The 14827-nt window shown below is 55.0% G+C and carries 12 protein-coding genes; 10 read left to right on the top strand and 2 right to left on the bottom strand.

Features of this window, described 5'->3' with window-relative positions; genetic code table 11:
- Positions 1 to 42 precede the first annotated feature (42 nt).
- From AC23NW_RS29750 to AC23NW_RS29710, 9 genes are all read left to right on the top strand, one after another.
- Complete coding sequence (locus tag AC23NW_RS29750) at positions 43 to 1386, top strand: efflux RND transporter permease subunit (protein WP_019990925.1); 1344 nt, start codon at positions 43 to 45, stop codon at positions 1384 to 1386.
- Positions 1367 to 1996, top strand: a complete 630-nt coding sequence (locus AC23NW_RS29745; protein WP_019990926.1) for a class I SAM-dependent methyltransferase — start codon at positions 1367 to 1369, stop codon at positions 1994 to 1996. The genes AC23NW_RS29750 and AC23NW_RS29745 overlap by 20 nt, the downstream gene beginning before the upstream one ends.
- 10 nt (positions 1997 to 2006) lie before the next feature.
- Positions 2007 to 3950, top strand: coding sequence for an efflux RND transporter permease subunit (locus tag AC23NW_RS29740; RefSeq protein WP_019990927.1), 1944 nt, complete (start codon positions 2007 to 2009; stop codon positions 3948 to 3950).
- Positions 3901 to 5211: a TolC family protein gene (locus AC23NW_RS29735; RefSeq protein ID WP_019990928.1), complete on the top strand. Its 1311-nt coding sequence runs from the start codon at positions 3901 to 3903 to the stop codon at positions 5209 to 5211. Before AC23NW_RS29740 ends, AC23NW_RS29735 begins: the two co-directional genes overlap by 50 nt.
- Positions 5189 to 6613: a heavy metal-binding domain-containing protein gene (locus AC23NW_RS29730; protein ID WP_027303339.1), complete on the top strand. Its 1425-nt coding sequence runs from the start codon at positions 5189 to 5191 to the stop codon at positions 6611 to 6613. Before AC23NW_RS29735 ends, AC23NW_RS29730 begins: the two co-directional genes overlap by 23 nt.
- Positions 6603 to 8417: a DUF3347 domain-containing protein gene (locus tag AC23NW_RS29725; protein WP_083940631.1), complete on the top strand. Its 1815-nt coding sequence runs from the start codon at positions 6603 to 6605 to the stop codon at positions 8415 to 8417. Before AC23NW_RS29730 ends, AC23NW_RS29725 begins: the two co-directional genes overlap by 11 nt.
- 247 nt (positions 8418 to 8664) lie before the next feature.
- Positions 8665 to 9435 carry an adenylate/guanylate cyclase domain-containing protein gene (locus AC23NW_RS29720; RefSeq protein WP_019990931.1) on the top strand — a complete coding sequence of 257 codons (771 nt, stop codon included), beginning with the start codon at positions 8665 to 8667 and terminating at the stop codon, positions 9433 to 9435.
- Positions 9432 to 10430 (top strand): adenylate/guanylate cyclase domain-containing protein, encoded by a 999-nt coding sequence (locus AC23NW_RS29715; RefSeq protein WP_019990932.1) that lies wholly within the window; start codon positions 9432 to 9434, stop codon positions 10428 to 10430. The genes AC23NW_RS29720 and AC23NW_RS29715 overlap by 4 nt, the downstream gene beginning before the upstream one ends.
- A gap of 23 nt (positions 10431 to 10453) precedes the next feature.
- Positions 10454 to 10987 (top strand): Pycsar system effector family protein, encoded by a 534-nt coding sequence (locus AC23NW_RS29710; protein ID WP_487454162.1) that lies wholly within the window; start codon positions 10454 to 10456, stop codon positions 10985 to 10987.
- Between the two features lie 9 nt (positions 10988 to 10996).
- On the opposite strand, the gene AC23NW_RS29705 is transcribed toward AC23NW_RS29710, so the two are convergent.
- The gene (locus tag AC23NW_RS29705; RefSeq protein WP_027303341.1) at positions 10997 to 13129 is read right to left on the bottom strand and encodes a heavy metal translocating P-type ATPase; all 2133 of its coding nucleotides are present in this window, start codon (positions 13127 to 13129) and stop codon (positions 10997 to 10999) included.
- Positions 13130 to 13365: 236 nt separating this feature from the next.
- Here AC23NW_RS29705 and AC23NW_RS29700 point away from each other — a divergent pair, with 236 nt between their 5' ends.
- A complete protein-coding gene (locus AC23NW_RS29700) occupies positions 13366 to 14004 on the top strand; it encodes a helix-turn-helix domain-containing protein (protein WP_245581710.1) in 639 nt (212 codons plus the stop codon).
- A gap of 4 nt (positions 14005 to 14008) precedes the next feature.
- On the opposite strand, the gene AC23NW_RS29695 is transcribed toward AC23NW_RS29700, so the two are convergent.
- Positions 14009 to 14608, bottom strand: coding sequence for a hypothetical protein (locus AC23NW_RS29695; protein WP_487454160.1), 600 nt, complete (start codon positions 14606 to 14608; stop codon positions 14009 to 14011).
- Positions 14609 to 14827: the final 219 nt, after the last annotated feature.

Genomic DNA, 14827 nt, shown 5'->3' with positions numbered 1-14827 from the left:
GGCGGCTTTTTTGTTGCCGCCTTCACCAAAACAACCTGGCAGATGATAGAAGGCTTAATCAAATTTTCGCTTCGGAACCGGTTTCTGGTGCTGCTCATTGCCGCCGGTCTGTTTGGCTGGGGAGCCTACTCGGTCAGAACCAGTAAAATCGACGCGATTCCCGACCTCTCGGAGAATCAGGTGATCGTCTTCACCGAGTGGATGGGCCGCTCCCCGCAGCTTATCGAAGACCAGATTACGTACCCGCTGGTAACGAACCTACAGGGCCTGCCGCAGGTCAAGTACGTGCGCGGTACGTCGATGTTTGGCATGAGCTTCGTCTACGTCATCTTCAACGACGACACGGAGGTTTACTGGGCCAGAGAGCGGGTATTGGAACGCCTGAACTACGCGGCCCGGCTGCTGCCCGATGGTGTTTCGCCGACGCTCGGCCCCGACGGAACGGGCGTAGGACATATTCTCTGGTACACGCTTGACGCACCGGGCATGGACCTCGGCGAGCAGCGGGCCGTGCAGGACTGGTACGTCAAGTTCGGCCTTCAGAACGTACCCGGCGTGGCCGAAATCGCGTCCTTTGGCGGCTTTCAAAAACAGTACCAGGTCACGCTCGACCCCAATAAACTAACCTACTACGGTTTGTCGGTGCCGCAGGTCATTGGCGCGATCCGGGCCAACAACAACGAAGCCGGGGGGCGCAAGTTCGAGTTGAGCGGCATCGGCTACATTATCAAAACGACGGGGTATCTGCAATCCGTGGAGCAGATTCAGAACATACCGCTTAGGACCGTCAGCAGCGTACCCGTGCGCGTGGCCGACGTAGCGACGGTGCAGATGACGGGCGAGACCCGGCTGGGCATCTTCGACCTCAACGGCGAGGGCGAGGCTGTGGGCGGCATCGTGGTGATGCGCTACGGTGAAAACGCCGACGAGGTCATCGGCAACGTCAAAAAGAAGATGGAAGAGGTCGCCCGTGGACTGCCCGACGGGGTAAAGTTCAACATCGTTTATGACCGCAGCGGGTTGATTCAGGAGTCGGTCGCGTCCATCACTCATACACTCATCGAGGAAATGATTGTCGTGTCGTTGGTCGTAATCCTGTTTCTGCTGCACTGGCGGTCGGCCATCAGCATCATCATTCAGATTCCGATCACCATTGCCACCAGTTTCATTCTGCTCAACGCCTTCGATATCTCGTCCAATATCATGTCCCTGACGGGCATTGCGCTGGCTATTGGTGTCATCGTCGACAACGGCATCATCATGGCCGAGAATGCCTATAAGAACCTGGCCGTGCGGCAGGCGGAACTGACCGCCGGACAGCATGAATCGAAAGTTTCCTCGGTCACCTCTAAACCCGTTGAAGAGTATGGAAGCGAACGTACCTAAGAACCATTGGGAAGCCATTTACCGTACAAAGCAGGCTGACCAGCTAAGCTGGACGCAGGCTATTCCCGCTACGTCGCTGGCTTTTATTCAACAGGCTCAACTGCCCAAATCGGCGCGTATCATTGATATCGGTGGCGGGGACAGCACCCTGGTGGATTTCCTGCTGGATGAGGGCTACGAGCACATCAGCGTCCTGGATATGAGTGAAGCGGCTCTGATACGGGCCAAAGAGCGGCTGGGCAACCGGGCCGACCGGGTGGAATGGATTGTAAGCGACATTACCGCCTACACACCGGTTCAACCCTTCGATTTCTGGCACGACCGGGCGGCTTTTCATTTTCTGACGACTCGTGGGCAAATTAACCGCTACGTAGCGACGGCCCGGGCGAGCGTAGTACCGGGTGGGTACGTTACCATCGGCACCTTTTCGGAAAATGGCCCCGAAAAGTGCAGCGGTCTGCCTGTGCGTCGCTACAGCGAACAGGCGCTGACCGATGAACTAACGCGGGGCTTCCGCAAACTCCGGTGCCTAACTGAAAACCATATCACCCCTTTCCAGACGAGCCAGAACTTCCTCTTCTGCTCGTTTCAGCGAGAAGGGCAAAACTGAAAGCGAACTCATGTGGAAGAATCTAAAACGCTTCTTTGGCTTTGGCCATAAAAACTACGTCGACATCCCCGACGAAGAGCGGCTGGCGATCATCGAGCGGTCGAGTCTTCAGGTCTCGCGGGGCGTGTTTTACTCGACGGTCATCATCATTACGTCGTTTCTGCCCGTGTTCCTGCTGACGGGGCAGGAAGGCAAACTGTTTCACCCCCTGGCCTGGACCAAGACGTTCATCCTGCTGGTGGATGCCTTGCTGGTGGTCACGCTGGCCCCGGTGCTGATCTCCTTTTTCATGAAGGGCCGCTTCAAAGACGACCACGCCAACCCCATAACCCGCGTTCTGGAACGCATCTACGAGCCACTCATTCATTGGGTAATGCGCTGGCGCAAGACAACCATCGGCATCAATATTCTGGCCCTGGCCGTCAGCGTACCCATGCTGTTGAGTCTGGGCTCCGAGTTCATGCCGCCCCTCGACGAACAAAGTATTTTGTTCATGCCCGTTACGTTGCCCGACGTGTCGAACGCCGAAGCCAAGCGCATTTTGCAGGTGCAGGACAAGCTCATCAAGTCGGTGCCGGAAGTGGACAAGGTGCTGGGCAAGGCGGGCCGGGCTTCGACGGCCACCGACAACTCACCAATCAGCATGATCGAGACCATCATCATGCTCAAACCCAAGTCGGAATGGCGGGCGGGGCTGACCAAAAAAGACCTCATCAACGAACTCGACGCCAAGTTGCAGATTCCGGGCGTGGTCAACGGCTGGACGCAGCCCATCATCAACCGCATCAACATGCTGGCCACGGGCATTCGTACCGACGTGGGCATCAAGGTACACGGGCAGAGCTTGGACAGCATCTACGCCGTATCGGAGCAGGTGAAGGCCGCACTGGAAGGCGTACCGGGCGTGAAAGACCTTTATGTGGAGCCGGTTACGGGCGGCAAGTACCTGACCGTGGACGTGAACCGCGACGCGCTGGGTCGTTATGGGCTGACCGTAGACGACGTCAACGGCGTGGTTGAATCAGCCATCGGCGGCTCACCTATCGGCCAGACCATCGAAGGGCGCAGGCGGTTTTCGATCAACGTGCGGCTGGCACAGGATTATCGCAACTCGGTCGAGCGCATCCGGCGTATTCCCATTGCCACGGCGGGGTTCGGTACGATTCCCCTCTCGGCGGTGGCGACGGTACGCTTTGAAGACGGCCCGCCCATGATTACTTCCGACAACGCCCTGCTCCGGGGCGCGGTGATGTTCAACGTGCGGGACCGCGATCTGGGCAGTACCGTGCAGGAAGCCATCGACAAGGTAGGACGCGACCTCAAGCTGCCCAATGGCTACTATCTGGAATGGAGCGGGCAGTACGAAAATCTCATCCGGGGGCAGCGGACTCTGCTGCTGATTGCGCCCATCGTGCTGGTCGTCATTTTCCTTTCGCTCTATCTGGCCTTCGGTTCGGCGCGGGAAGCCTTTCTGAGCCTGATTACCATTCCGTTCGCGCTCATCGGCGGGGCCTACATGGTCTATTTCTACGGCGTGAATCTGTCGGTAGCGGTGGCCGTGGGCTTCATTGCGCTCTTCGGCATCGCCGTGGAAACGGGCGTGGTGATGGTCATCTACCTCAACGATGCTATGAAGCAACTGGTGGCCCGGCGGGGCAATTCCCGCGAGACCATCTCCCTCGACGAACTGCGCGAGTCGGTCATTCACGGGGCGGCCAAACGGCTCCGGCCTAAGATCATGACCGTCTCGGTGGCTCTCTTCGGGCTGGTACCCGTGCTGTGGGCATCGGGCGTTGGCTCCGACGTGATGCTGCCCATTGTCTTACCCATGATCGGGGGTGTACTGACTTCATCGACACACATTCTGCTGGTGACGCCCCTGATTTTTCTGATGACGAAAGAATATGAACTCAAGAAATTCGGTAAGCTCGACGTACTGGAAGCGTCTCATTAACGGGGGGCTCCTGGCGGTCGGCCTGCTGGGCGCGGCCTGGGGGCAATCGCCCGCGCCGACCGGGCCGGTTCCGGTGCTGTCGCTGGATACGGTACTGATTCGGATTGATCAGAACAACCCCCTGCTGAAGCCGTTCGGGAGCCGGGCGGCTGCGGCCCGCGCCTACGCTGAGGGCGCGCGGAGCTGGATGGCTCCGATGGTGGGCATAGGTACGTTCATGGCTCCCTACCCGGCGCAGATGGTCATGGACGACCGCGACCGGGGTTACGGCATGGTATCGGTCGAACAAGACATTCCCAACCCGGTCAAACAGCGGGCTACGCGGGTGTATCAGGAATCAAAAGCGGCCGTGGAGGAAGCCGGGCGGGGCGTCACGCTCAACCGACTCCGGCAGGATGCCAAAGGACTCTATTTCGACTGGCTGGTGCTGGAAAAACGGCGGGGCGTGCTGGCCGAGAACCGGCGCATTCTGCAAACAATGAAGAAGCTGGCCGACATCCGCTATCCATATCAACAGGGCAGCTTAGGCAACATCTACAAGGCCGAAGGCCGCCTGTATGAGCTGGACAATATGGTTACGATGACCGAGGCCGAGATTGCCCGTCGGCGCATTGGGCTGAACACGCTGATGAACCGGCCCACAGGCGACCCGTTGCAGATCGATACCACGTACCGCCCGGCCCCACCCACGACCGGCCTGCCCACGACAGAAGAAATCGGCAGTCGGCGCAGCGACATTCTGCGCATGGACCGGCAAATCCTGAGTATGCAGGCGGGCATTGAAGCGCAGCGGGCGCAGGCCCGGCCTGACTTCCGCGTCCGCTTCGACCACATGCAGCCTTTCGCCGGTGTGAAGAGCATGATGCCCACGCAGTTTACGCTGATGGGCATGATCTCGATTCCGATTGTGCCGTGGGCCTCGCGGATGTACAAGGCGGAAATCAAAGGGATGCAGCAGGACATCGCGGCTATGCGCTACGAACGGGAGGGGATGCTCATCGAAACGCAGGGCATGGTAGCTCAGATGCTCACCGACCTTCAAAACATGCGTACTCAGTTAGAAAACTACGAACGGCGGGTCATTCCGACGCTTCGGAAGAATTACGACACCCAGCTCATTGCCTACGAGCAGAACAAGGCCGACCTGCCCGTGGTGATCGACGCCTGGGAGACGCTCAACATGACCCAGATGGATTACCTGACGCGCTTACAGGAGTATTACCGCATGATCGTCCAATATGAACGCGAACTGGAGAAATAAAGCTCTCGGCGGGTTGCTGGCCATTACGCTGCTGATAGGCTGCAACCGGGGGACAGAAAATAAAGAATCCCAGGCCCCTGCCAATCCAAACGTTGCGGGCCACGAAGGGCACGGCCACACTTCTACCGAGGAAACGTACACCTGCCCGATGCACCCGCAAATCGTACAGAAGGAGCCGGGTACGTGCCCCATCTGCGGCATGGATCTGGTGAAAAAGGCCAGCACGGGGGGGGACAGCCTTACGGTGAGCGAAGAACTCAAAGCCCTGCTGCAACCGACTAATTCGGTTGTGGTCGCCAACATGGCCACCGTGCAGCCCGAAGCGCGCAGTCTGCCCACGCAGGCCGAAGCCAACGGCCTCGTTACCTACGATACGCGTCGGCTCTACTCCATTCCGGCCCGCTTCGGCGGACGGATCGAGAAGCTGTACGTGCGCTACCAATATCAGCCAATCCGCAAGGGACAGAAGCTGCTGGAACTTTACAGCCCCGACATCGTGACGGCCCAGCGCGAACTACTTTACCTGCTCGACGCCGATGCGGGTAATACCGCCCTGATTGCCTCGGCGAAGCAAAAACTCCGGCTGCTGGGCGTAACCGACGCGCAGCTTGCCGACCTGCAACGTAGCCGAAAGCCCAGCTATTCGCTGGCCGTGTACAGCCCTTACGACGGGTACGTCGTGGAGGAAAACACGATTACGCCTGCCGCACCAACGCCTGCTGCCGGAGGTATGGGCGGTGGCGGAGGGGCTGGTATGGGCAGTAGCGGCATGGGGGGTGGAGGGGGCGGGATGACCCCGTCCGCCACCGACGAAATCACGTTCAGCCAGCCCGCTCCCCCAACCGGGGGCGGGGCCATCGGTGGTTCACTACTCATTCGGGAGGGGCAATACGTACAGACCGGCCAAACTCTGTTTCGGGTCGTAAATCCTGGTCGGTTGTGGGCCGAGTTCCGGCTCTACGCCCGCGATGCAGCCGGCATCAAACCCGGCGATGCGCTGACCGTCTCGTTTGACCAGACCGGGCAACCGCCCCGACAGGCACGGGTGAATTTCGTGGTACCGTTCATTGAAGGCGGTAGCCCGTTCGTCACCATTCGGGCGTACCTGCCCGGTAGCAGTAACCTGCGCGTGGGGCAACTGGCCCGCGCTACCATCCGGGGCCGACGGATCGATGCGTTGTGGCTCCCGGCCACGGCGGTGCTCGACCTCGGCAATCAGCAGGTGGTGTTTATACAGGGCGATACGCCCAATACGTTCCGGCCCGTGCGGGTTGAAACCGGCCCCCGGACGGATGGCTACGTAGCCATTGCCAGCGGCCTTGATGCCGGGCAGACGGTGGCCCGCAACGCACAGTTTTTAATTGATAGCGAAAGCTTTGTCAACGTGTCTAATGAGAAATAACGTCATACTTAACCGATGGCTATACGGAGCGTTAACCGGGCTGATGCTGCTTGGGGCAGCTTGTCGGCAAAGGGGGAGCGAGACCACCCAACAGGCCGATTCAACTGCCGTAGCCAGGAGCGACCACGATCATAGCGGCCATAATCACGAAACAGGCGAGGGTGGGCAAACGACCTATACCTGCCCGATGCACCCACAAATTGTGCAGGATAAACCGGGTACGTGTCCTATCTGTGGCATGGACCTGGTGCCGGTGGTAAAAACCGGTGAGGCAGCCAGCGAAATCATGTTGAGCGAAAGCCAGATGCAGCTTGCCAACGTGGTGGTGCAGCCAGTAGCGTCGGGTAGCATCGGCAACAGCACCGTGCTGAACGCCCGCTTAGCCGCCAACGAGCAGCTCACCGACGTCATCAGCAGCCGGGTAGCCGGGCGCATCGAACGCTTATACGTTAAGGAGACCGGTCAGGCAGTCCGCAAAGGGCAGGTTCTGTACGAAATCTACAGCGAGCCTTTGCTGACGCAACAGCAGGAGTACCTACTGGCCCTTCGGCAGGCGGAGGAGTTGAAGGAACCCCGTTACGACGACTTCCGAAGGGCTGCCGAACAGAAGCTACGGCTCTACGGCATGACTCCCGAACAAATCGTGCAGTTGGCCCGCACCAAAACGGTGCAGCCGCGCATCCCGTTTGTAGCCCCGGCAGGCGGTACCGTTACCGAAATTGCCGCCAGTGAGGGCCAGTACGTGGGCGAAGGAACCTTGCTGTACCGGCTGGTGAACCTAAGCCAGCTTTGGGTTGAAGCTGAACTATACGCCGGTGAAGCCCGGTACGTGAAGGTTGGCGATCAGGTGCCGGTGGACGTGGTGGGCAGCGAGGGGCAGCGGCTATCCGCGCGGGTAGCGTTTATCAACCCCGAGTACCGGGCCGGAAGCCAGGTGCTGGTGATGCGGGCTGTACTTCCGAATCCCGGTGGGCGGTTCCAGCCCGGTCAGCAGGCGCGGGTACTGCTCCGGCACGGCGTACAGCGGGGGCTGATGCTACCCGTCGATGCCGTCGTGCGGGCGGGCGGGGGAGCCGTGGTGTTCGTGCAGAAGGGCCCCGGTACATTTCAGCCGCGCCGGGTACAAACCGGCACTGAAACCGACCAGCAGGTTGCCATCACGAGCGGGCTGACGGGCGACGAGTCGGTGGCCATGTCCGGGGCGTACCTGCTCTACAGCGAGCTGATTTTAAAGAAAGGCATTAACCCCATCACGGCTGATTTAAGCGAAGGGGTTAAATCTACCGCAAACACGGAAGCCAATCCGACACCGGCCCCGAGAGCGGAAGCATCGGCTACGCCCCAATCGCATGGTGCACCGGATGCGTTTAAGAAGCAGCTAACGGGTGTGTATGAAGCGTCGCTGAAACTGACCGAAGCGTTGGTAGCGTCTAACCCGTCTGGGGCCAAAGCCGCAGCCACTGGCGTTGAAAAAGCTCTCACCGGCGTGGATATGCTATTACTGAAAGGAAAAGCCCACACGGACTGGATGACGTACCTGAACGCCATGAATGGAGCTTTGAAAACCCTGCGTAGCGCAAACGATCTCGACAAACAACGTACTGCCTACGCCGGGTTTGAAGACGCGCTATACCGTAGCGTCAAGGCATTCGGCGTAACGGACAAACCCATCTACCGGCAGTACTGCCCGATGGCCCTGAACAACAAGGGCAGTTACTGGCTCAGCGACAAAAAACCGATTCGCAACCCCTATTTTGGCGATCAGATGCTGACCTGTGGAGAAACCAAGGAGGAGATTCGCTAAATTATAGTTGGGTTCACTTGGTATGAGCACGGCGGCAACCCTTGAAAATGGTTTCCGCCGTGCTCATTTTAGAGCTACATGCGTCTGTGCAATTCGGTAGAAATACTTAACATAAAACGCCCACTTTCAGTCCGGGGGTGCTTTGAAAAAGGTAGTGTTCAGCATGTCGGAGTAAATATGTATAATGGCTGTAACTTTTTTATCGCAAAAGTTTGTTACAAAGATTGTCAGTTAATCCACGTAGCCTATGCCAAACCTTGCTCATGTTCAGGCACTTCATAAGCGGTACAAGCCACAAAGCGAGATTGCTAAGTTAGGTGATGTGTCATCCTTTCTACTCAAGGAATCGCTTAATCCAGACCGTTTAGAAAAAGCGTTTCTTACTATTTCGAACCGATTAGGGCCAGAGTTTGAGACCTATTTTGATATGGGTTCCGACGCAGATGTTGCTTTGCTGTTCATTGATATCTGCTCGTTCTCAACCCGGTACGCACAACTTTCTTCGGAGGATTTATCTACTTTTTTAGATGCTTACTATGAACGATTAATTCCAATCATCTACGAACATGGAGGTGAAATTGACCGAATCATGGGCGATGGTATTATTGCAATTTTCGGGCCTCCATTCCTTAAGCCCACTACAAGTAATGCTATTATCAAAGCGTTAGCGTGTTCATTAAAAACTATTGTTCTGACAACCAATACGAAGTTTTTTTCCAAAATCGCTTTACACGCTGGTAAGATTCGATACTACCGCAATAAGAGTACACAATATCCTGAGTACACAATCATTGGTAAGCCGGTCACCGAACTCTACAGACTTGAATCGATTTCGTGTGACAACTCAATTACGTATTACAGTGGATCATTAGTTGACCAGAGCATAGAGCATCTTATAGAGATAGGAAAGCTGCCGGTTTACAACCATCGTAATTGGATATGTACGGGCAGCCAACCAATTATTTCAAGTTTAAAAGGAGTTGACTTCAATCACATTAAGCACATTCAACATTTATGAGCGCAAAAGATGCTGTCATTGAAATATCCAGCGATGTTGCAGACATAATCAATACAGGGTTTCAGTTTACTGTCTCAAACACGAAAAGTGTCCCCAGTTTTGATGACGATGATTTAACGTTCGAATATGGAGAGACCAAGCGCGCCAAGCAGATCGAAACTTGCGTTCTATACATCGACATACGTAATTCGACACAGATTAGCCTCACGCACAAACACCATCCGGAATTCTTAGGGCGGCTCTATGTTGCCTTCACGAAAGGAATGATGAAGGCTGCCGAGTATCATGGCGGAAGAGTGAGGAATATTATTGGCGACCGAATCATGGTTGTTTTTCCTAAAGAAGCCTGTTTCACTTCGGCGGTTCACTGTGCAATTACCATGAATATGGTCGCTCAGGATATTAACCGGCAATTCCCTACGATCACGTTCAAATGCGGCATCGGTATTGATTACGGGCAGATGCTTGTTCTAAAAACAGGACTGTATCGCAGAGGGGAAGAACGTAACTCAACACGTAACTTGGTCTGGCTGGGGCAACCGGCAAACATTGCCTCGAAATTAACGGATTTGGCAAACAAGGACATCAAGGAATCCAAGGTCAAAGTTGCCTATAAAGCCATTCAGTCTTTTTTGGGAAGAGGTTTGTTGGGCTACGGCTATACCTCCCCAACACTTGGCAAGTTACTCCAATCCCCAAAGCCGATTCCGGAAAAGGTTGAGAAGGAATTTACAACGGATGAGTTTGTTAGAAATCTATGGTGGTCAGATGCATACAGTAAACTAAATCATCTTCCTGGCGAATTGGAAAGTTTCGGAATATTGGAAATAAAAACCACGACAAAGTCTATTCTTATCACAGAATCTGTTTATAATGGGTATAAAGCTCATAATACCGGAGCAAACGACATTATTAAAGGCTGGTGGACACCTCAGCAAGTCAAGATTCCGAATTTTAGCGGTAAAGTGTACGGTGCAAGTCTTGTTTGGGTATAATCAGTATTGCAATTATGAATTACATGAGTGACGACTTGAAAATTATTTTCGCCAACGTGAATGATTGGTTGAAATACGCTGAAACAAAGAATGCTACATTAACTGCATTCAACGGAGCCGCTATCTTCGGGCTACTACAAGCCTGGCATATCCTGCCTCACGAAATTGTTACTGTCAACGTTCTGCTGCTGGCGACATCAAGCCTACTCGCCATCATATCATTTACTCCTCAGCTTTCCACCATCCTGAAATCCTCAAAAATAAGTGTTCAAGACTGGCCCCGTGCGAAGACGAGCATCAACATACTGTTTTTTGGGGATGTAACTAAGCTTTCCACCTCTCAGTTTATCGAACTGTATGGTGAACTGACCCAGCAACCCGTTCCTTACCAGCCCTCCCCAATGGACCTGAACGTTATCAATCAGATACTTGTAAACTCAGGAATTGCTTTAAACAAACATCGTTGGTTTAAAACTGCGGTACGCATCTCAATTATTACTATTCTGTTGAACTTGCTCTATGGCTCCCATTTAATTTTCGATTGGTTGAAGCTGTGAGCTACACAATTACTTCATACTCCGCTTCAGCAACTGCGCGTTCAACGCCACGATCACCGTGCTGGCACTCATCAGTACCGCGCCGATGGCCGGGCTGAGAACAAAATTGGGATATAGCACCCCGGCTGCCAGAGGAATAGCGATTACATTATACCCTGTTGCCCAAAACAGGTTTTGAATCATTTTACGGTAAGTAGCCCGGCCAAATTCAACTAAATTGGTGATGTCGGTGGGCTTGCTGTTGACGAGGATGATGTCGGCGGTCTCGGCAGCGACATCGGTACTAGACCCGACGGCAATACCCACGTTGGCCTGAGCCAGCGCGGGGGCATCATTTACCCCGTCGCCGGTCATAGCCACAAACTGGCCTTGCCGTTGCAAGTCCTTCACTATGTTCACTTTCTGGTCGGGCAAAACTTCGGCATAGACGCCGTCTAACCCTAACTTTTTCGCTACCGCATCTGCTACCTTCTGGTTATCGCCGGTGGCCATGTAGACCTTGATACCCGCCTGCTGCAATCGCCGAGCCGCTTCTCTGGAATCTTCCCGAATCCTGTCGGCCAGCGCAACGTAGCCCGCCAACTGCTCGTTGATCAGCACAAAAACTACGGTCTCGGCTTCACTGCCGTAAGCATCCTGGGGTAGTTGGATACCTTTTTCCTGTAAGTAGCGCGGGCTGACGATACGTACCGTTGCCCCATCGACGGTGGCCGATACGCCTTTGCCCGTAATTGACTGGAAATCGCTGACCTCCGGCAGGTGAAGCCCGCGTTTATTGGCTTCCCGGACAATGCCCTGGGCAATGGGGTGCTGAGACTGCTGTTCGAGGGCTGCTGCCGTGCTGAGCAGAGCCGTTTTATCCAGACCGGGCTGGAGCACGCTCATGCGCGTAACGCCAAACTCACCCTCGGTTAGCGTACCGGTTTTATCAAACACCATTGCGGTGATTTTTCGAGATTCCTCAAAAGCAGTGCGGTTTCGGATGAGCAGCCCCTTCTGCGCGGAAATGGCCGTTGAGATAGCCACCACCAGCGGAATAGCCACACCCAGTGCGTGGGGGCAGGCCGTAACCATCACCGTTACCATCCGTTCGATGGCAAACGACGGTTCTTTACCGACTGCTAACCAGACGATGAGCGTTAGTACACCCACTGTGAGTGAGATTAGGGTTAACCAGCCAGCAGCCCGGTCGGCCAGCGTCTGCGTTTGTGATTTGGCATTCTGAGCCTCTTCCACCATGCGAACGACTTTATTGAGGTAGCTATCCTCACCCTTATGCGTTACCCGAACCGTCAGCGACCCTTCACCGTTAACGGCCCCTGCGATCACACTGTCCCGCTGTTTTTTCTCGACCGGCACACTCTCGCCCGTTAGCATACTTTCGTTTACCGCGCTGCCGCCTTCGATCACCTCACCGTCCGTCGGAATGCGCTCACCGGGACGAATTAGTACCACATCGCCGACCGAGAGGACATCCACCTTCACGTCCTTCACGGTGCCACCCTCTACCTTGTGCGCTTCGGCCGGCAGCATCTGCACGATCAGTTCGAGCGACCGCGATGCACCCGCCACCGACTTCATCTCCAGGTAGTGGCCCAGCAGCATGATGTCGATTAATGTAGCCAGTTCCCAAAAGAAGTCCATTCCGTGCAGCCAGCCTACCGACACGGCCACACTATAGACATAAGCCGCCGTGATGGCCACGGCGACGAGCGTCATCATGCCCGGTCTGGATGGACCGGGCTGACGGGTTCGTAACTCGCCTACCATGCCCGTCAGGAATGGCCATCCTCCGTACACGTAGATGATGGTCGCCAGCACGACCACGAGCGGCTCCCGGTAGGGAAAGTCCAGTTGATAACCCGCTACGTCCTGAAACATCATCGACAGCGCCACGACCGGCACCGATAGCACCAGACAAATCCAGAACCGGCGCAGGAAGTCGGCAATCATAGCCCCGTGATCATGCCCGGCGTGACCATGTTTCTGTTTCATGCCTGTGCTTCCCTGATACGCCCGATGATTCACTGGGCCGCTATGCCCATCATGGCCGATATGCTGTAGTGCCCGGGCGACGCTTCGCTGCTTCTCGGCGGGTGGTTCCGGCTTATGGTGGTCGGGGTGGTGGTGATGGTGTTCCATACCCGTTGGCTGTTTAGTTAAACGCTTAAAGTAGAAAGGCTTTTTGAGCTTAACAGCCAACTCGGTGAAATGGAGCGTTCTACAAAAATTCTGCAACAGTACGGCCGAATTTTGCAAGCCGCCTGCCGGTCTGCAAGTGTAATTTTGTTTGTTATTCAATAAGTGGCGGCCAGGGTCAGGTATTTATCGCCCAGCGCCTGCAACAGCATCCAAATACGCTATAAACGCACACATCCGTGTTTGACACAGAAACTGTTTTGCCACCTGCCAAAGCGTATTCAGCGGTTCCTTTTCGCGTGAAAGGCATGGTATGCCAACGCTGCGTGGAAGAGGTTCGGAGCGAATTGACAAAAGCAGGTTTTTCGGTGCTCGACGTCCGATTAGGGTACGTATCGGTACAAGGGCCGTTAACGGCCGATAAAGAAAAGCAGATCAGCAAGCTGCTGGCTTCGCTGGGTTTTGGTGTGCTCGAAACGTCGGTACCTTTGCCGCAGCAGGTCAAAGATCTGGTAGCTGCCTATTTTGCTCAGAGCGATTTGAGTGAAATCAAAAGCGGCAATACCGGCGGACGGTTGTCGGTGCAACTTCAGGAAGCTTTGAAAGCAGATTACGCGACGATCAGCAGCCAATTTGCTAAAGAAGAAGGCATTACGTTGGAGAAGTATATCATTCGGTGCCGACTAAATAAAGTGAAAGAGTGGTTGGTTTACTCCGGTGAGACACTGACAGAGATTGCCTACCGCACCGGATATAGCAGTGTACAGCACCTCTCCAACCAGTTTCGGCAGCAGACCGGCCTGACCCCCTCACACTTCCGGCAGCTACGTCGGCAAAAACAGGAACTACAGTCAAGCCCTGCCCAATCTACAACGTAGCGGTTCAGGCTTCCGCCCCGCCATGAAGAATAGTCACGAGGTCCATAATCCGCTCAATGGTTGCCTCTGAAGCCATGTGGTTGCAAAGGCAATGCGGGCATAGCAATAGCTGCTCGTTGAAGAACAAAGTCAGATCGGCCTCGTCGATAGTGTGGTCTTTGCCGCATTGATCGCAGATACCACTTAAGCTCTCCGAAATAGCCTGCATCAATAGTTGTTGTGATGCTTTTGTTCGTCGGCCACCGCCCTGCATCCATTTGGACCAGAACAACGTACCCACGAAACGTTGAAAAGCCCGAACTGCCTTCAGGTGCTCGTAACCGGGCATCCAACTGAAGACCAACTCGTCGACCACGTGGGCCGCGTAAATCAGTAGGTAAGGCACAAAGTAATAGTAATGACGCCAGTACCGCCGATAGTCGTGATAGTTGGAGAACACGAAATTCAGTTCGGCTTCTTCGGTACGGTAGGCAGGATGGTTGGTAACGATGTGCAGGGCCTGATTACTGATGCCGTTAATCCCAGCCGGATTGTGCTTATCATACCGTAACCCATACACAAGGTCAGGCACGAACAAAGGCCCCGGATTGGCCATTCTGAACACTTCCTGAATGATTTGTTGTCGGTTCAGATTCGGTTCGCTCGGATCGTAGCCCTTTGGATTGCCGACGTGGAAGTATAATTGAATGAATTCGGCCGGATTAGTCAGGAGCCGCTCGAAGATGACCAGTTCATCCGTAAGCGGCTTAGAGGTTCTTCTTACAAATAGCCGGAAAACGGCGTTAGTAAACTATGTATTTAGTTTTGGCTTTCTCAAAGGCCG

Source organism: Arsenicibacter sp. R0_47 (assembly GCF_057652235.1).
Note: the sequence above shows the minus strand (reverse complement) of the source record. Positions and strands in the feature narration are given on the sequence as shown.

Bases quoted from the DNA above. Each gene is read 5' to 3' on its own strand.
- AC23NW_RS29745 (WP_019990926.1), top strand. From the start codon at position 1,367: ATGGAAGCGAACGTACCTAAGAACCATTGGGAAGCCATTTACCGTACA.
- AC23NW_RS29740 (WP_019990927.1), top strand. From the start codon at position 2,007: ATGTGGAAGAATCTAAAACGCTTCTTTGGCTTTGGCCATAAAAACTAC.
- AC23NW_RS29730 (WP_027303339.1), top strand. From the start codon at position 5,189: ATGAACGCGAACTGGAGAAATAAAGCTCTCGGCGGGTTGCTGGCCATT.
- AC23NW_RS29710 (WP_487454162.1), top strand. From the start codon at position 10,454: ATGAGTGACGACTTGAAAATTATTTTCGCCAACGTGAATGATTGGTTG.
- AC23NW_RS29705 (WP_027303341.1), bottom strand. From the start codon at position 13,129: ATGGAACACCATCACCACCACCCCGACCACCATAAGCCGGAACCACCC.
- AC23NW_RS29720 (WP_019990931.1), top strand. From the start codon at position 8,665: ATGCCAAACCTTGCTCATGTTCAGGCACTTCATAAGCGGTACAAGCCA.
- AC23NW_RS29750 (WP_019990925.1), top strand. From the start codon at position 43: ATGATAGAAGGCTTAATCAAATTTTCGCTTCGGAACCGGTTTCTGGTG.
- AC23NW_RS29725 (WP_083940631.1), top strand. From the start codon at position 6,603: ATGAGAAATAACGTCATACTTAACCGATGGCTATACGGAGCGTTAACC.
- AC23NW_RS29715 (WP_019990932.1), top strand. From the start codon at position 9,432: ATGAGCGCAAAAGATGCTGTCATTGAAATATCCAGCGATGTTGCAGAC.
- AC23NW_RS29735 (WP_019990928.1), top strand. From the start codon at position 3,901: ATGAACTCAAGAAATTCGGTAAGCTCGACGTACTGGAAGCGTCTCATT.